Genomic DNA, 18,146 nt, shown 5'->3' with positions numbered 1-18,146 from the left:
TGCGTTAAGGGTAGAACTAGTCATTTTGTTTAACCCCATGCCGGGAAGAAATCCATGTCTGCATTCGATAAACCCGCTTCATCTGTCAAAACCCGTCATCTGCCATTATTGAAAATCGCAGCACTGGCAATGGCCAGCATGTTTTACATAGGCACGGCACATGCCCAGGATGAGCCGCCGGGCCGCGTTGCCCGGGTCAGTTATTCCTACGGCAATATCAGTTTTGCTGATGTGGGCAGTAATAACTGGACGGCGCTGATGCCTAACCGCCCCATTTCTACTGGCGACAGCCTGCAAGTGCCCTATGCTGGCAAGGCAGAATTGCATGTGGGCCCGAATGTCTTGCGCATGCAGGAAAATACCCGCATCAGCTTCAACCTGCTCGATGATGACAATACCCAGGTGGACTTGAACCAGGGTGGCATGGTGGTGCGTGTACGCGAACTCAATGGCAGGGAAAATTTTGACATACGCACACCTAACCTGGTGTTCTCGCTGCAAGAACCCGGCGAATACAAGATCACGGTCAATGAAGACAATAGCACCACAGTACAGGTAAGACGTGGTACTGCGATTGCCCATGGTGAGCGCGATACCATCACTATCAGGCAGGGTGAGCAAACCCGTTTCATGGGTAGCAATCTGCAACACAATTCCATAGGCTCAGTCTCGCCACTTGATACTTTTGATCTGTGGGCGGCAGACCGTGATCGCGCTGAAGAAAACCTGGAAACCGTGCGCTATGTCTCGCGCGAAGTCATCGGATATGAGCAGCTTGATCAATATGGTGTGTGGGAAACCACGACCGATTATGGCGCGGTCTGGTATCCGCGCCAGGTGAGTGCGAGCTGGGCACCTTACCGTGATGGTAACTGGGTCTTTGTTGCGCCCTGGGGCTGGACCTGGGTAGATCGTGCGCCCTGGGGTTTTGCACCATATCACTATGGCCGCTGGGCCTATGTAGGCACACGCTGGGCCTGGGTGCCGGGTCCACGTCAGCATCATCATCGCCCAGTGTATGCACCAGCCCTGGTGGCTTTTGTTGGCGGTGGAGATTTCAGCGGCCACAAGCATGGCTCCAAACCTTCAGTAGCATGGTTCCCGCTCGGGCCTGGTGAAGTCTATCGCCCTGGATATACCCGCAATACCCAGTACATACAGCGCCTGAATCAAAGCCTGGTGGTAAATAACAGCCTGGTCAACAGCCGCTACGTGAACCAGGGTGTGCAGCATGCCATTACTGTCGTGCCAACCACCACCTTTGTACGTGGTGAGCATGTCATGCCTGTCTCCAGCAACAGGCTGATATCGTCTGGCAGGCAAACCCCGGTCGCGCTGACTGAGGCACCAAGTATTACGCCGGGCAGTAATAACCGTTTTGGTGAAGCACGCCAGCAAAACTGGCGTGATGGTGACCAATACCGCCAGAGAAACCTGGTAATGCCTGCGACACGTACCGAGCAGCGCGGCTTGATCAGCAACCAGAATCCAAATGAAGTCAGACAAGAAGGCAGACCAGTTTTTCGACCTGCTGAAGTCAATGCCAACACCACACCCGGCACGCGCCCGGTCGGTGCTGGCCTCACTACGCCGAATACCGGTATCCAGAGTAATAATGTCTATCCACCGCGCACACCGGCAAATGTAACGCCACAACCAGGCAATACTTCCAGCATCAATATTGCGCCCACAGTAAATGCACCAGCCAATAACAACACGGTAACGCCAAACCAGATCAGGCCTGTGGACAGTGGCGAGAGAGCGCCACGGCCAGGCAGCAACTGGAACACTGAGCCAGGCCAGCCACGTCAGTATGGCAATGGCATGCCCAATAATGGCAATACCATGCCGGGCAATGCCAATGTTTATAATCCACGTACATCGCAGCCAGCCACCATCAATGTCGCTCCTGCTGTGAATCCGCCAGTCAACCAGCAACCACTGCATACACCGACGGCAAACACGCCAGCCAATAATGCCATTATGGGTACACCGAACTCAGGCAGGCAGGTGGAAAATAATGACAGGGTCAACCGGCCTGGCAGCACCTGGAATAATAATGGTCAGCAGGAATTGCGCGGTGAAAGAATGCCAGAGCGCAATATTGAACGTGGCAATGACAGACCCATAGAGCGCCGCCCTGACCCTGTGCAAATAGAAAGACCGGTGCAACAGGCGCCATTGATCCAGCCTGCTCCACAGCCTATACAGCAGCCAGTGCAACAACCGCAGCAGATTCAACAACCTGCGCGCATGGAAAGCAGGCCAGCCCCTATGCCTATGCCGTCGGCGATGCCAGCGCCTGCTCCAAGAGCAATGCCGGCCACTGCACCAACGCCCATGCCTGCGGCAGCACCAGCGCCGAGAGCGATGCCAGCTCCCGCGCCAGCACCGGCACCTGCACCCGCAGAAAAGTCGAAAGAAAAGGATGATGCACGCAATGCAAAAATGCGTGGTTTGAGCGAACGGTAATTTGTAAAATCAGCCAGCTCTTGTGCCTGACAAGAGCTGGTTTCTTCACTATCTGTCACACATCCCCCTATCACCGCATCCCCTTCTTAGCGTCCGCTAAAACTTTTGCCAATCTCCACCTGCCTTGTGACGAATACATCCCACAGTGGTTTGAATTTCTTGAACTGCAGCACCGATCTCTTGCCAAAACTTGCATGCCATTTACGGCATCAAGCTTCATTTTGTATTTTGTCAAAGACAAGGAGAGATCACGATGTTTACATCACAGGTTTTACCACCAGGATTGCCGCTGTCAGCCATTCTTGCCAGCATCTGTATTTTGCTGGCAAGCGGCAGTACACAGGCGCAAACCATGCCCCCAAACTTTGCTGTCACGCTTGATATGCAGGGCACGCGCCTGGCATCACATCAGGCAGCGACACCACAAAACGCGGTGCAGGAAATCAAACTCAAACAGCAATTGATATTACAAAAAGATGGGCATTTCCGCTCTGTCAGTGAATCTGTCTGGCCAGGTAACATCAAGTTTCATTTCCTGTCCAGCGGCAACAGGGATGGTGTCGCCACCGTAGACCTGCTGCAATGGCGGCAGGGTGTGGAAATAGAAAGGGAGGATGCGACAAAATCCCGCAATGCTTATGCCGACTACCTGTTTTTGAGTCCGGCATTATTGCTGGAACATGCCAGCAATCGCCAGCCCATCAAATTGCCAGGGAAATTATCAGGACAGGAGAATGAAGAATTAGAGCAATGGAGTTTCAATGATGCCGCTGGCCGGCCTGCCAGTATGATCATGGAAAGAAGCAGCAGCACTGTGCTGAGTGCCAAAAGCGCGAACTTCACTTATGAGTATGCAGATTACAGGGCGGCAGAAAACTTTAAACAGGCCCAGAAAATTATCATCAAAAATGGCGACAAGCTGGTAGTGCAATGGACTATCAATACCCAGGTGGCAGACCATATCGATGCCCACACTTTTGACTTGCCCGCGGGTTATATAGAACAACAGGACAAGGGCACATTGCGCGCCACCATGATTGCGCCTGGCACTTATCGCGTTGATGGCAGTGAATCCGGCTACCACAGCAGTTTCTCGGTTGGCACGCATAGTGTGGCTATCTATGATGCGCCCGTCAGCATTGCTGAAGGCAGCAAGATCAGGGCACTGATAGAGCAGACAGCTCCTGGCCGCAAACTCGCCTACATCGTGCTGTCACATACCCATAAAGATCACATCGCTGGGACGCCAGCGTACATGCAGGAAGGCATACAGATTTTGACAGGCAAGGATGGCAGGCTTGCAGTGCAAAGGCAACTGGGCGAGGATGTGGCCAGCAAAGTCAGCGAAGTCAGCGCGCCGCGGGAACTGGACCTGGGTGGCCGCAGCATACGCATTTACCCCATGGCAAGCAGTCATGCTTCTGACATGTTGGTGGCATACGATGAGGGGTACCAGATCATATTTCAGGGCGACTTGTATTACCTGCCTGAAATTGGCCCAGTCCCGCCAGTGTTTGATGTGGGTATGGAACTGGATAGCCTGATCAGGCAGCACCAGTTACAGGTACAACAACTGGTAGGAGTACATGGTCGCAGCGGTACATGGCAAGAGTTCAAGCAAGCACTGGAATTAAGGATGGCGGCCAGGCCAGCCATGGGGAAAACCTGAGTATGCTTTAAATGGACCGGGTGCCCTTGAAAAGCACCCCGTTTTGTAGAAAACGGTGTCAGCATGCGGCATAAGCAACACCGTTTGCGCATACTGCTATCGCTGGCGCAGCAATTGTTGTAAATTTCAGTAAGGCAATTAATAGCTCTGCCATCAGCTTACACTTTGTACAACAAGATTATGGTTACAGATGCGGCCAGACAAGTCCTCTACATTCACCAGTCATGCACAGCTGAATAGCCTGACAGCATTGCTGTCGTGCATGCTGGTATTGTTTGTCCTCATGATTACATCGCCTGCGCATGCACAAACGCAGGAATTACAAATTTTCACTGAAGACTGGCCGCCTATCAGTTTTGGCAACGGTACTAAAGCCGAGGGCATGGCAGTTGAAGTCGTGCAAGCCATGCAGGCACATTTGGGCAATACCCAGCCGGTACAGGTTGTCCCCTGGGCACGTGGTTACAAGGCCCTGCTGGAAGAACCCAATACCCTCCTGTTTACCGTAGGGCGCTCGGAAGAGCGGGAAAAGCTCATGGTCTTGCTTGGCCCCATCGCCATCTCCACCACATCGCTGTACACCCGCAAGGGCAATGCTGCCCGCCTGCAAAGCATGGGCGAGGACATACAAAAACTCAAGGTGGGGGCTTATCGTTCCAGCATCTTTGCTGACACGGCGCGCAAGAAAGGTTTTCAAAATATAGAGCAGGCACCGACACCGCAAATCATTGCCAATATGTTGCTGGCCAGGCGTTTTGATTTATGGGTGGAAGGCAGCCTGGTGGTGTCTTCGGTATTGAAAGAAATAGGCCGCTCTGCCGATGAAGTCGAGAAAGTCAAAGTCCTCGACAGCCTGGAACTCTACCTGGCTTTTTCCACGCAAACCCCGGCCAGTACCATCAAGGCATGGGAAGATGCCTTGCGCTGGCTGAAGAAGGAAGGCCACTTCGCCCGCATCCATCAAAAATGGCTGCCTAACGAGCCGCCACCTATGGCGGTGATAAGGCTGGACCCGCCAGCCAGACACTAAACCTATTTACGATCTTACTGCGCGAGCGTGATCGGGCCTCATGCGCTCCTCAAAATGCTCATGTACTAGAGTACATTCCGCTTTTTGCGCTGCTCTTCAACCCGCTGACGCTCGCTACAGATCGTAAACAGGTTCGAAGAGCTTGCCCTTGCGAGCCATAGCCACACCAGCTCAAGCCGGCACAATATTTTCCAATGTAAAAACCAGGGGTGGCGCATCTTTGCCTGGGCCGCCACCAGTCATGACAATATCTGCGCTGGCAATGCCCAGCAAGGATAATTCAGTATTGATGCTGGAAATAATGGCTGAATTCATGACCTGGCCCTGTTCGACCTCGCTGGCCACGCCTACCCAGATAGTAGGCTTGAATTCAAACACTGCTTTTTCCCCTGGAACCACTGAAGTTTTAGCCGCCAGCAAAGTACCGTCTTTGTAGACAGACACATTGAGCGCACCTTGTGGCAGGGCATTGGCGACTTGCAGCTGTTCCGCACTTGCAGCAAAGTCAGGAATACTGACCTCTTGCTGATTGGCAGTGACAGCAAAGTCCATCTGGACCGCATTATCCACGCTGGCCACTGGCAATAATTGCGCGCCTGAGTTGGTCAATTCCATCTGCAATACTGCGCCGTTTTGCACTGGCTGCAAGGGCGTATGATTGCCCCAGGAATCACTGGCACCAATAAAAGAAAATACCGGAAAATGAAAGGCATGACTGTCCCCGGAACCAGTCTTTTCAATGACCTTCCAGGCGATCGCCAGCTCATCAAAACTGGTAGCTACATTTTTTTGAAAAATCACCACACTGGAATTATTCGTATCACTGGATCTGTTGATGAAATTGAGTTTGACATCCATATGCTGCCTTGCTTTTTTCAGAGTTTGGGCATCTCATTTCAGCAATGAAATGAGTTCTTTGGTGCCGGGCTAGATATGGGTCCGGCGTAACGCGATAAAGATAGCATATTTTCAATGAAAAATCCCGTAGGAGCGGCTTTAGCCGCGAATGTCCGTATCCATAGAAATGGCTGACATGGGCAAAATGTTCGCGGCTGAAGCCGCTCCTACAACTGCAAGTTATAGCGCCAGGTTTTACTCAGGCTGGCATTTTCCTTGTTGCCTGTTGCTGGCTAAGCAGCTTGTAGCGCCACGCATCGCGCCAGATTTCATACACAAGATAGATCGCATAACCCAGGCAGCCTATGCGTATGCCCTTATCAAGGTGTTGCAAACCAAATATCGTGGACGCGCCCGTATCAACCATGAGAGCATCAAGCTGGCTGAAGATAAAGAACAGGATCACATACAGGCAGTTTTGCAGAATATTCAGTTGCAGTTTCAGCCTCGTCCAAAACGGCTGACTGGCACACCAGATGTAAAATGCCACTGAGGCGAGCAGCAGCACCGTCATCCAGGGCAGGTAAGCTGCGATGGCAGGTGAAAAATCCACACGTAACTGTTGCAGGGCCGCGGCTGACATCCAGAATTTATGCCAGATCAGCAGCAGGATAAAACCACAGCCAGACAAGTCGGTGATGATGTCGCTGCCGCGTATTTTTTGCCAGTCATATTCCTGTTCAGGCAAGTCTTGCACGCGCCAGCCCTTGTTGCTGGCCCAGTCGGGCAACATGCCGCTTTTGGCAGTCAGATAAAACACCACGGTTATCGAGGTGAATACCAGTGCGCCCTTCTCTACAAAGCCAGCCAGTATCTGCATCACTACCTGCCATGTATTGTAATGCCCGACCTGCAAATACACGACGGCACTTTTCAGTATCTGCAATAGCAGGGTGATACCCAGGGCATAGCTCATGACCAGCTTGTAGACTGGCATCAGATCACTGCTGACCAGCGGGGTGACGGGTATGTAACGCGCCGCTACCTGGGACGGGTGACCATGTTTTTCCAGCACGGTTGCGATTTCATCCTGGCTGGCTTCCCTGCCGGTTTGCTCTTGAATAGCATCGAGTTGATCAAGGATATTGGCCTGCAATTCACGACCTATGTCTTCTCTTTGCGCCAGCGGCAATTCCTGTTTGACCGCATGTATATATTTTTGCAGCAGATTCATCGTCCAGTCTCCAAAATAGTCGCCAGCGTGCCATTCAAGGCTTGCCATTCCTGCGTGAGTTTTTCGAGTAATTCCACACCTTCTTGCGACAGGATGTAATAGCGCCTTTCGCGTCCCTCACCCTGCTGCCATTCACTGTCGAGCAAACCCTGGTCAGCCAGACGCCTGACCAGGGGATACAAAGTGCCCTCGTCGATATCCAGCCCATGGTCGAGCAAGGCTTTGCGCAGGGAATAGCCATACTGCGCCTGCCGCAATGAACCCAGCACAGCCAGCACCAGCGCCCCGCGCCGCAATTCCAGACGCATTTTGTCCAGCCGCTCTTCTGACATGTTTTTGTTTCCTTTTTTTATCTATACTGTGCCGTACACAGCATAATACTATGCGCCACACAGTAACAATGCAAGCCATTTTTTAACTTGCTTTTGGAAAGACCCTGGCAGGCTTTGCCCCTCTATTTCCTGAATTCATCAGATTTTTTTTGCTTTCGTCGGAAAATGCGAGACGAAAGGGGCGCGGGCAATTATTCTTGGCAGCAATTGCAAATAAGAAGGAAATAAGCATGTTCACGACTCTCTGGTTTATCATCCGTGCCAGCTTTGGCTGGGGCACGCTCATCCTGTTCGGCACCATACTGATCGCTAACGGGATATTCAGAAACCACCTGCCGGGTGAGTTCATCTTCCTGCCGCTGGGTCTGATGGGACTGGTCATAGGGATCATTTTTTCTCATGTACTCCGGGTGCGGCTGATTGCCAGCAAGGTCACGGCATCCACATTGTCCAATCGCCAGCGCCGCCAGATAGAAATACCGCTGGAAGCCAGTGAAGCCTTTGAGCTGGTGAATGCTGCGATACGCGACCTGCCGGGTGCAGAAGATACCGAGAGTGCCAGGGACAGCCTGCAAATTCGCGCCAAGGTCAAACGCATAGAGCCTTACCAGGCAAATTTTGTCGCCGAATTAAAAGTGCTGGATTTTTTGACGATCAAGCGTAACCAGATACTCGCCACCATCACACCTGGCGACGGGATAGGCAGCCTTACCCTGATTTGCGAACCAGAGCGCCCGGCCTGGACAGACCTGTTCCTGGTCGACAATGGCACCAATCTGGAAAACGCCGAAGCCATTACCCGCGCCATTACCCGTCGCATTGCAGAACGCAGGCGCAAGGAAAAAGCCAGTGCGGCGCAATCTGTCACGGAAAAAGAACTGACGGTAGCGAAACTGAATTTGCTGCATGCACAGGTAGAGCCACACTTCCTGTACAACACCCTGGCCAGTGCGCAATTATTGACGCGGGCAGACCCGGCGGCAGCTGACCAGATGCTGGGCAACCTGATTACCTACCTGCGCCACTCATTGCCGCGCACTGAAGATACCGCTTCCACCATAGGCGAAGAACTGGAACGCTCTATCGCTTATCTGGACATCATGAAGATACGCATGGGTGCGCGCCTGAATATACAGATACAGGTGCCAGCAGAATTGAAAGCCCTGCCCTTTCCCATCATGATGCTGCAAACCCTGGTGGAAAACGCCATCAAGCACGGGCTGGAACCCAAGACCGGTGGCGGCACCATCTGGATCATCGCCAGGCAGCATGAAGGCAATGTCGCTGTCACGGTGGCCGATGATGGCAATGGCCTGGGCACGGAGATAGGCGGCACTGGCATAGGCTTGAAGAATGTGCGTGAACGCCTGCGCCTGGCGTATGGCAATGCCGCAGGTTTTGTGCTGGTGGGTAATTTCCCCAGTGGAGTTGCGGCCACCATCACTGTCCCTGTCACCAAAGCCAAGGGAGAACAACATGCCTAGATGCGTCATTGCTGAAGATGAAAGCCTGTTGCGCGAAGCCTTGTTGCAGCAGCTCAGCCTGGCCTGGCCGGAACTGGAAATTGCTGCTGCCTGTGATGATGGCGGCAGTGCGCTGGAAGCCATTGCCACGCACCAGCCGGATGTGGTGTTTCTCGATATACGCATGCCAGGTTTAAGCGGCCTGGAAGTGGCAGCCGCCATGACTGAGGTCAGCCCGCATAGCCAGATCGTGTTTGTCACTGCCTATAACCAGTACGCCATCGATGCCTTTGAAAAAGGCGCGGTTGACTACCTGTTGAAACCCATCACTCAGGACAGGTTGCTGGCCACTGTCAAGCGTCTGCAAATGCGGGCACTGACGGGTGCGATAGATTTACAGGCTGTCAGCGCCCTGGTGCGCCAGCTCAGTGGCGGCCCGGCAGATGTGCCCAAACCGGCACCGCTGGTGTGGATCACTGCCAGCGTGGGCACTGAGACGCGGCTCATCATGGTTGATGATATTGCCTACTTCCAGGCTGACAGCAAATACACCGTAGTCATGACGGCAGAAGGTGAATCACTGCTGCGCAAACCCATACGCGATTTGCTGCAAGTGCTGGACAACAGCATGTTCAAGCAGATACACCGCTCCACCATCGTCAATTTGCGGGCGATTGCCTCCATCAGCCGCGACGACAGTGGCAAGGGCCTGGTCAGACTCAAAACCAGACCAGAAACGCTGAGCGTCAGCCAGCCCTTCATGGTCTTGTTCAGGAATATGTGATGCGCTATTTCAATAGTCAGTCTTTGATGAATGCACTAGTGCATGCCACCAAGTCCCTGCTGGCCCTGTCGGCAGCAGTCAGCCTCAAGGTACTTGATACCCGGGACAGCGATGGCAATTACCTGTATGCGCGTGGCCGCTACAAGTATTTTGGCATAGGCTCACTGGTGATTTTCTTTGCCCTGTTTGCCGGTTATGGTATGGCACACATGCTGGCGACCATGGCCAACGTCAGCAGCACGGGTGCCATTGTCGCAGGCTGTTTGTGGGCGGTATTCCAGTGGTGTCTGGAGAGACAGATGATCATGTCTATCAATTCAGATGCCAGTTGGGCAGCCAAGAGCATGGGCCTGTTCTGGCGCAGCCTGCTGGCGCTATTGTCTGCAATCACCATGGTCTACCCTTTTTATGTGGACAGCAATCGGGCTGAGATCACCTACAAAACCGGCGAACTGGAACGCAGCCGCCTGATACACAATCTGCAAAGTGCGCAACAGGCAACCGGCTTGCCAGCCCTGCAGCAAGATGTGGCTGCACTGGATGACAAGCTGCAAAAGGCAGAAGACAAGCTACTGAGCGAACCACCGCAAATGGCAGACATGCGCCAGCAATTGCAGAGCTTGCGTGAGCAGGCAAAGACGGAAGAACGCCGCAGCAATGGCCAGATCGCTAACTGGCGCAAAGCCATGACAGTCGCCCTGCCTGCCGAAGCTGTCTTGCTGGAGCAAAAAATCAGTGCGGCACAAAACCGTATCAATGCAGCCAGGGCCAGATGCCAGCGACAGGAGCAGGAAATCAATGCGACGCTGATCACCTGGCGCAAGGAAAAAATCGCAGAGAAAGCACAACTGGCAGAAGAACGCCAGCAGGCAAATACCATCGCCAGCAAGGCCAGGACAGATGCGCAGGCGCTGGAAAAAATCCAGTCTGCGCATATACAGGCAGCATCGCATGCCGGTTTTGCTGCCGACTTTGCAGCCACCTGGGACATGCTGCAAAACGATGTACACAGACGCCTGCAATTCATCTGGTGGCTGTTATGGTTCTTGACGATAGAACTGGTCGCCATCATCGTCAAGTTCACCAGCCATACCGATGTTGATGCAAGGTTGAACGCCGATGAATACCTGTTGAAACTGGGCATAGCGAGCAATAGCCGCGTGCGCCAGGCCCATATTGAAATTGAACAATTGCGTGAACTGACTGCACTCAAGGGTGAACAGGCAGCCCTGCAGGCAGACGCGGGCATCAGCGCGGCGGCACTCGCCACCATCAGGCGCATGCAGCAACTGGAACAGCAGGCTGCGCTCAGTCCGGGGAATGCATCCTCCGGTTTGCGGTCGCTACTGCAAGACACCCTGAACACCATGAATGCGAATTTTTTACGCTTGCTGGAAAATAAATAAACGGGTTTAATAGCGCACGATTATTTCCGGTTCATCTGCACATGAAACTCGCTACCATCGCTTTTGCAGTCTTGTTCAGCACAACTTACCCAGCATTTGCAGCATCTGCCGCAGATGCCTGGATAGCACAAAACAGTGGCACTGAAGTTGAGTTGCGCGGCCTGTCAGTAGTCAGCCCCAGGGTGGCCTGGGCCAGCGGTGCAAAAGCGACGGTCTTGCGCACCATCGATGGCGAACATTGGCAGAGCATGCAGGTAGCTGGCGCAGATGGCCTGGATTTTCGTGACATCCACGGCTTTGATGCCCAGCACGCCATCGCCATGAGCGCCGGGCCAGGTGCCTTGTCCCGCCTGTATGAAACCAGTGATGGCGGCAACACCTGGAAACTGCTCAAGACCAATGAAGCCACTACAGGTTTCTGGGATGCGATTTCTTTTGTGGATGGCAAGCAGGGCATCTTGTTTGGCGATGCTGTTGATGGCCAGTTCCAGATCTTGCTGACGACAGATGGTGGGCAGAACTGGCAAGAACGCCGCCATGCAGGTTTGACTGCCCTGGCCAATGAAGGTGCTTTTGCCGCCAGCGGTACTTGCCTCGCCACTTATGGCAGCAAGCATGCCTGGCTGGTCAGCGGTAGTGCTGAGCAGGCCCGCGTGTTTGCCAGTACCGATGCAGGCATGAGCTGGACTGTCGCCAACCTGCCCATACCCGCTGCGGTTGCCAGCAAGGGTGCTTTCTCGGCAGCCTTTCTCGATGAAAAGCATGGCATGGTCGTCGGTGGCGACTATAAACTCCCGCAACTCGATAGCCTGAACGGCGCCCGCACTGAAGATGGCGGCAAGACCTGGCTGCCAGCACCGGTATCACCGCAGGGCTTCATGTCTGTCATCACCACGGTACCCGGTGCAGCCAGTACTTATGTGACGGCAGGCCTGGCTGGTTCCGGCATTTCCCGCGATGCGGGCAAGACCTGGCAAGTGCTGGATAAAACACCGCTCAATACCGTGGCTTTTGCCAATGCACAGAGTGGCTGGGCAGTTGGCCCCAAAGGCTTGCTGATGAAATTCAACAATGTAACAAAATAACATGACAATACTGGCGTACAATAAAGCCCGCATTATCTGTACCAACAATGTGTCCGGAGTGTCCGCAGTGTCCGCGTCAGATGTAGAAAAGCGGACAGTATGTAAGTAATGAATAGATAAGAAGCAAACAGCAAGCCGTCGGTTTTACAGCAGCTTGCATGGCGAGATCATACTTAGGTATGGACTTTGCCCTTGTTTCATCTATGGCACGTTATTTGCAGTTATCATCGCGGGCTCACACCTGACTGATACCCGACTAATATTCAACTGCTGCCCGAAGTCATTCTGCCAAGCTGCACTGTAGTCGCAAAAGGATATAAAAATGAAAACGAGACTGAACTTGCTGTCCAAACTGTCATTTGCCACAGCCTTGCTGGCAATGGTAGCTGCTGCCACTGCTGCGCCTTTAGCGGTATCCAACCTGGATGCGCAATTGATTTCCTACTTCCGCCCCTATGCACCAGCGGCTGAAGTGCTGGTAAAAAAGGTAGAAAAAAACTTGCCTTCAGACAAGGCAGACTCTGCTGCCAAGTCCAAAAACAAGTCCGTCAATGACACCCAGGTGTGTGTTGATAGTGAAGCAGACAAGAATCTGGAAGCCGAAGGTTTGCAGGGCAAACAGGCTGATATGCCGAAATTGCGTTAAGACTGCAAACCCCGGAATTTGCAGGGTGCGCCGTGCATCCTGCGACATTGTTTTATCACGCCAAAGCTCTCAATGCGTAGCGCCACCGGCTATGCGCAAGTCCTTGTCGGTTTTCAATACGCTTTCCAGCACTTTCAAAATCCCTGTCTTCACCATTTCCAGTGACATGCTGGCAGCTCCAGGGTGGGCCACTGCCTGTTCCGGCAAATAGGGGATGTGGATAAAACCCGCCCTTTGTATCGATGTCAACTCGCTGGCCTTGTGCATCAGTCCATAAAACACATGGTTGCAGACAAACGTGCCCGCGGTTTGCGAAATCGAGGCGGGTATGCCGTTCAGATGCAACTCCTGCGCTATTGCCTTGATGGGCAGGCTGCTGAAATAAGCGGCCGGGCCACCTTCCACCACGGGCACATCGACAGGTTGTGCACCGGCATTGTCAGGCATGCGGGCATCATCGACATTGATGGCGATGCGTTCCAGGCTGATATCTGCCCTGCCGCTTGCCTGGCCCAGGCAGATCACGATAGATGGCTGATGCTGCCTGAGTGCGGCATCGAGTATCAGCAGGGAATTTACAAATTCACAAGGCAGGCGGGCGCTGACGATCTGGTGGCTGTCCCCTATCAGCAAGCCATCCAGCCTGCGCACTACTTCCCACGAGGGGTTGCTCTGTTCACCGCCAAAGGGATCAAACCCTGTCAGTAAAATGCGCTTCATGCCTGCCTCCAGACCTGTTCAGGGAAATACAAAGAAGTGTATCAACAGAATATTACAAGCCAGGACGAGCAATGCAGTAGGTATCTGCACTTTAATTACCTGATACTTGTCTTTTAACTCCAGCAAGGCGGCGGGCACGATATTGAAATTGGCTGCCATCGGTGTCATCAGGGTGCCGCAATAGCCAGAGAACATGCCTATCGCCACCAGCGCCGCCGGGTTGGCATGGTGCTGGTTGATCAGGAATGGTAGCGCAATGCCTGCCGTCATGACAGGGAAAGCTGCAAAAGCATTGCCCATGATCATGGTAAACAAGGCCATGCCTGTGCAATACATGATGATCAGGGTCATGCGACTGTCAGGGTTGATGAAGAGTTTGACAATATCCTGGATAGATTGCCCGGTCTTCGCGGCGACAAACACACCGCCCAGCATGGCCAGCATTTGTGGCAAAGTCAGCGCCCAGCCTATGGCGTCCACCAGACGCCGCGATGTGCGCACAGCTTGCAAAGGTGTACCGCGGGTATATATGCAAGCCAGACCCAGCGCGCAGATACAGGCGATGAATAGCGCAGTCAGTGTCAGGTTTTTTTGATCGAGTAAAAACCAGTCGGCAAATTGAAAGTCTTTCACCACCACCGTCAGCAAGACCGTGACTATGGGTATGGTCAGCGCCGGGATAAAAATACGGTTACCCAGCTTGCCAGCGATTTGCAAACGTGCTGGCCTGTCATCATCGTTGTGCTTGCCCATGCCCAGCAAATTGGCTCCTGCCAGCGCTGCCATGAGCAACACTGTCACGCCAACGATACGGTAAGTCAGCGGCTTGCCCAGGGTAGCCAGCATGAGGTCGCCAAACAAAAAACTGAAGCCAAACAGGAACCAGAACAAGGCCGTTGTGATACGGCGCGGATTACTGCGATCGCGCAAGCTCATGAAAGCCACCAGCATGACGATGATGCCGATGAGGTAAAGTACCAGATCAATACTCACCAGGCTGTTCATGCTTTCACCTCGGCTTCTGACTGGTTTGTCTGACTGGCTTGATGGCTCTTCTGCCATACCGCAATCTCTTTGGCAATACTGGCATCCAGCCGTGACAGGCGGAACAGGTGTATCAGCAAGGCGCACAGCGCCGTTGGTATGCCCCAGAGACCTATCGCCAGCGGCTCTACGCCAGTAATGCCGTTTTCCTTGAGAAAAGCCGCCATCAGCAAGACAGCCCCAAAAGCGATGAAGATATCTTCGCCAAAGAACAAGGCGACATTATCACAGGCAGCCGCGTGGGCAGCGATGCGGTCACGTATGGCGGGTGGCAAATCACCATGCAAATTGCTGGCCGCCCCTTCTGCCATTGGTGACAGCAAAGGTCGCACGGTTTGCGCCTGCCCACCCAGGCTTAGCAAGCCCATGGCAGCACTGGCTTCGCGCACAACAAAATACAGCATGAGGATACGGCCCGCAGTGGCACTGCGTATGCTCGCCACCCATTGCTGGGCGCGTTCACGCAAGCCATAGTGTTCCAGCAAACCTATGATGGGCAGTATCAATAATGAACTGGTGAGTTGCCTGCTATTCAGGAATTTTTCACCGAAGGTTTCCAGCAGACTGATGAAGTCCATACCGACGGCAAAGCCTGTGCCGAGACCGGCGATGGTGACAACGAGTAAGGGATTAAAGCGCAGCGCAAAGCCGATGACGACAAGGGGTATGCCTATTAATGGCAATAGCAATTCCGCGTTCACGCAGTCTCCTGTTTTGTTTTTTTATTTTTACTTCTGTACTTTTATATTCTACCTGCCTGTTTCGGCACTTCTGGAAAAAATGGAAGACCTCTCAACACAGAGGCACAGAGACACGGAGGTGTCACAGAGAAGTGCAAGGACATGTATGGATATGTATGGACAAATCGCAGCACTAAACTCCGTGACGACAGACCTGCTACAACACCCTGTACGCCAGCCTGTCCAGCCTTGTGCCGCTCAAACGTCCCAGCAACTTGCGCACGGGATCTGGGTAATCCGTATTTTTTTCCAGTTCCTGGTAATGCGTGATGACGGCTGTTTTTTCCATGATGCTCTTCAATTCATCCTGTCTTTGCTGTTGCAATTCATGCTGTGGATCATGGATCAACAAGGCATTTTCCAGGTCGAGGCGGAAGGCGCGCGGGTTGAGGTTATTGCCTGTCATGAGGGCATAATCCTGGTCTATCCACATGCCTTTGAGATGGTAGGTATTATCATCATCCTTCCACAGGCGCAGTTGCAATTGCCCGCTGCTGATGTCTGCCTGGTGCGATTTGGCAAAGCGGCGCAGATTGACTTCATACAGATAGGGCAAGGCTGCGATGACCTTGAAAGGCTCTTCAGGCGGGATAAAGAAATCATTGGCAGTCTTGTCACCAACGATGATGCAGATGCGCACGCCACGCTTCAAAGCACGATTGATTTCACGCGTGACCGCGAGCGGGAAATTGAAATAAGGTGTGCAGATTGTGATCTGCGTCTTGCTGGCTGCCAGCAACTGGCAAATGACTTTATTGAGCGGATTATTCTTGCCCACGCCCACCAGCGGCGTCACGCTCAGGCCATGCCTGTCATGTTCTTGCTCAGCCAGGTTGCAGTCATATCTTGCGCTTTTCAGCCTGCCCCTGAATTGCTTGATTTCACGGCGTATGCTGCGGGTAGCAGGTATCTCTGGCATATCCAGCCTGTGCACGGCAGCGGCGGACAGCAAATGCTCGCGGACGAATTGCACCATGCTGTTGGCCAGCACTTTATTGTGGATCAGCAGATAGCGGTCATGGCGGTATTTATCCTGCTTGTGCAGATAAACATTGTTGAGGCTGGCACCGCTATAGATGACTTCATCATCAATGACAAAACCCTTCAAGTGCAGCACGCCAAACAATTCACGTGTCTGTACCGGTATGCCATATAGCGGCACGGTATAGGCATGCGCCTTGCTGATTTCCTGATACCAGGCCGCATTGCCACCGCTTTTTGCCGCGCCTATCAAACCTCTTTGCGCACGGTGCCAGTCTACCAGGACGGCAATATCAAGCTCGGGCCTGGCCTTCTTGGCAGCATACAGTGCCTGCATGATTTCGGCCCCGGCTTCATCATTTTGCAGGTACAGACTACATAGATAAATCCGGTGTTTTGCCTGGGCAATTTTTGCCAGTAAAGTACTGCGGTAGTCTGCTGCGGTATGCAGCGTGTGCACGGCATCTGCCTGTAGCGGGATGCCGTTTAAATGCGTAAGGTCGGAAGCGGACTTGAAGAGGCGCATGTCTGTCTAGGGATACCAGTGAAAACCTGATGATGGTAACACCAGCGCCCCCTCCGGCGCTAGCGAAACAGATGCGCCATCCTGAAGCTGGAATATTGCCCCAGTTGCTGGAAATGCTGATCCAGCCAGACTTGCGCCCTTGCCCGCCCCTCTGCATGCAGGCTATGCAAAAATGCCGCCTGTGCATTCATCTTGCTATGGCTGCTTAACTGGCTCATGAGTTCAGGTGCGGCAATCACGTGCAGGTTCAGCTTGCGCAGGCGGCGCTCCAGCCGCCCCCAGGTCAGCCAGCCACGGTCTGCTTCACGCTTGGCCAGCAGCAGGCCCTGCAATTCAGTATGGAAGGTGGAACTGAAACCCATCTCGGTCAGGCGTTGCCAGATTTCACTGGCAGATGAAGGCACTTGCGCCCTCGGCTGGGCATGCAGCAGGATGGCGATAATGTCGCGAGCATTGCACTTATGCACCAGCGGGAACAGGGGCGGGTTGGCAGTCAGGCCACCATCCCAGTAAGCCTCGCCCTCTATCTCGACGGCCCTGTGTATCATCGGCAGGCAGGCTGAAGCCAGCAATACATCCAGGCTCATCTGGCGGTTACGAAACAGTTTTAAGGTACCGGTGCTGACCTGGGTAGTTGCGATGAAGAGTTGAATACCAGGCTGCTGGCGCAGGCGTTCAAAGTCTATCTGCGCTGCCAGGATATCGCGCAGGGGATTGATATCAAAAGGATTGAGCTGGCTGGGTGAAAAAAAGCGCGTCCAGGAAAACAAATGCTTCATGGCCGCAGGCAGCTCGGATTGCGTTGCAATATCGGCCGTCAGCCCCTGCTCTTCAAAAGGCATACTGAAGGGTGAACTGCTGGCGACGCTATCCCAAAAGTCTTTCAGCGCCTGCCTGGCACCATCCGCCCCACCTTCCAGATAACCATGCGCCAGCGCCACTGCATTCATGGCCCCGGCACTGGAACCGCTGATCGCCTCTATGCTGACACGCCCATCTTCAAGCAGACGATCCAGCACGCCCCAGGTCAGTGCGCCATGCGACCCACCACCTTGCAATGCCAGTGTGACTGTTTTGTTCATTCCATTCCCTTTCAATAGGCATAAGCCATGAGGGAGAGTGAAGCACAGAGGTGACCGGCTTATGACGTGGTCAGTATGGGGAATGAACAAGCAAG

Annotated in this window: 16 protein-coding genes; 8 read left to right on the top strand and 8 right to left on the bottom strand. The window is 53.4% G+C overall.

Annotation, left to right across the window (positions count from 1 at the left end; all coding sequences use genetic code 11):
• Window positions 1-54: 54 nt before the first annotated feature.
• The 3 genes from DFR42_RS29255 (at window position 55) to DFR42_RS16790 (ending at window position 5,171) form a co-directional block, all read left to right on the top strand.
• Window positions 55-2,472 (top strand): DUF6600 domain-containing protein, encoded by a 2,418-nt coding sequence (locus tag DFR42_RS29255; RefSeq protein WP_170133557.1) that lies wholly within the window; start codon window positions 55-57, stop codon window positions 2,470-2,472.
• Window positions 2,473-2,725: 253 nt separating this feature from the next.
• A complete protein-coding gene (locus tag DFR42_RS16795) occupies window positions 2,726-4,141 on the top strand; it encodes an MBL fold metallo-hydrolase (protein ID WP_110256161.1) in 1,416 nt (471 codons plus the stop codon).
• Between the two features lie 190 nt (window positions 4,142-4,331).
• On the top strand, window positions 4,332-5,171 hold the full coding sequence (locus DFR42_RS16790; protein WP_211324329.1) for a substrate-binding periplasmic protein: 840 nt from the start codon (window positions 4,332-4,334) through the stop codon (window positions 5,169-5,171).
• Window positions 5,172-5,342: 171 nt separating this feature from the next.
• On the opposite strand, the gene DFR42_RS16785 is transcribed toward DFR42_RS16790, so the two are convergent.
• From DFR42_RS16785 to DFR42_RS16775, 3 genes are all read right to left on the bottom strand, one after another.
• A complete protein-coding gene (locus tag DFR42_RS16785; RefSeq protein ID WP_110256160.1) occupies window positions 5,343-6,029 on the bottom strand; it encodes a hypothetical protein in 687 nt (228 codons plus the stop codon).
• A gap of 238 nt (window positions 6,030-6,267) precedes the next feature.
• The gene (locus tag DFR42_RS16780) at window positions 6,268-7,242 is read right to left on the bottom strand and encodes a hypothetical protein (RefSeq protein WP_110256159.1); all 975 of its coding nucleotides are present in this window, start codon (window positions 7,240-7,242) and stop codon (window positions 6,268-6,270) included.
• Window positions 7,239-7,574 (bottom strand): PadR family transcriptional regulator, encoded by a 336-nt coding sequence (locus DFR42_RS16775; protein ID WP_110256158.1) that lies wholly within the window; start codon window positions 7,572-7,574, stop codon window positions 7,239-7,241. The genes DFR42_RS16780 and DFR42_RS16775 overlap by 4 nt, the downstream gene beginning before the upstream one ends.
• A 230-nt stretch (window positions 7,575-7,804) precedes the next feature.
• Between DFR42_RS16775 and DFR42_RS16770 the strand changes: the two genes are divergently transcribed.
• From DFR42_RS16770 to DFR42_RS16750, 5 genes are all read left to right on the top strand, one after another.
• Window positions 7,805-9,058, top strand: a complete 1,254-nt coding sequence (locus DFR42_RS16770) for a histidine kinase (protein WP_110256157.1) — start codon at window positions 7,805-7,807, stop codon at window positions 9,056-9,058.
• On the top strand, window positions 9,051-9,821 hold the full coding sequence (locus DFR42_RS16765; protein ID WP_110256156.1) for a LytR/AlgR family response regulator transcription factor: 771 nt from the start codon (window positions 9,051-9,053) through the stop codon (window positions 9,819-9,821). The genes DFR42_RS16770 and DFR42_RS16765 overlap by 8 nt, the downstream gene beginning before the upstream one ends.
• Window positions 9,821-11,227, top strand: a complete 1,407-nt coding sequence (locus DFR42_RS16760; RefSeq protein WP_110256155.1) for a DUF4407 domain-containing protein — start codon at window positions 9,821-9,823, stop codon at window positions 11,225-11,227. Before DFR42_RS16765 ends, DFR42_RS16760 begins: the two co-directional genes overlap by 1 nt.
• Before the next feature lie 41 nt (window positions 11,228-11,268).
• Window positions 11,269-12,312 (top strand): WD40/YVTN/BNR-like repeat-containing protein, encoded by a 1,044-nt coding sequence (locus DFR42_RS16755; protein ID WP_110256154.1) that lies wholly within the window; start codon window positions 11,269-11,271, stop codon window positions 12,310-12,312.
• 322 nt (window positions 12,313-12,634) lie between these two features.
• Entirely contained in the window at window positions 12,635-12,958 is a 324-nt protein-coding gene (locus DFR42_RS16750; protein ID WP_110256153.1) for a hypothetical protein, read from the top strand.
• Window positions 12,959-13,027: 69 nt separating this feature from the next.
• Here DFR42_RS16750 and pcp read toward each other — a convergent pair whose 3' ends face one another.
• The 5 genes from pcp to DFR42_RS16725 all read right to left on the bottom strand — a co-directional run bounded on the left by pcp (window position 13,028) and on the right by DFR42_RS16725 (window position 18,051).
• Window positions 13,028-13,678 carry a pyroglutamyl-peptidase I gene (pcp, locus tag DFR42_RS16745; protein WP_110256152.1) on the bottom strand — a complete coding sequence of 217 codons (651 nt, stop codon included), beginning with the start codon at window positions 13,676-13,678 and terminating at the stop codon, window positions 13,028-13,030.
• Window positions 13,679-13,696: 18 nt separating this feature from the next.
• On the bottom strand, window positions 13,697-14,683 hold the full coding sequence (locus DFR42_RS16740; RefSeq protein WP_110256151.1) for a DUF979 domain-containing protein: 987 nt from the start codon (window positions 14,681-14,683) through the stop codon (window positions 13,697-13,699).
• Window positions 14,680-15,423, bottom strand: a complete 744-nt coding sequence (locus DFR42_RS16735) for a DUF969 domain-containing protein (RefSeq protein WP_110256150.1) — start codon at window positions 15,421-15,423, stop codon at window positions 14,680-14,682. The genes DFR42_RS16740 and DFR42_RS16735 overlap by 4 nt, the downstream gene beginning before the upstream one ends.
• 196 nt (window positions 15,424-15,619) lie before the next feature.
• A complete protein-coding gene (gene pssA, locus DFR42_RS16730; protein ID WP_110256149.1) occupies window positions 15,620-16,969 on the bottom strand; it encodes a CDP-diacylglycerol--serine O-phosphatidyltransferase in 1,350 nt (449 codons plus the stop codon).
• Between the two features lie 59 nt (window positions 16,970-17,028).
• Entirely contained in the window at window positions 17,029-18,051 is a 1,023-nt protein-coding gene (locus DFR42_RS16725) for a patatin-like phospholipase family protein (protein ID WP_110256148.1), read from the bottom strand.
• Between the last annotated feature and the right edge of the window lie 95 nt (window positions 18,052-18,146).

Origin of the sequence: Undibacterium pigrum (assembly GCF_003201815.1) — a bacterium.
Lineage (GTDB): Bacteria > Pseudomonadota > Gammaproteobacteria > Burkholderiales > Burkholderiaceae_D > Undibacterium > Undibacterium pigrum.
This window is presented reverse-complemented; position numbering and strand designations above follow the sequence as displayed.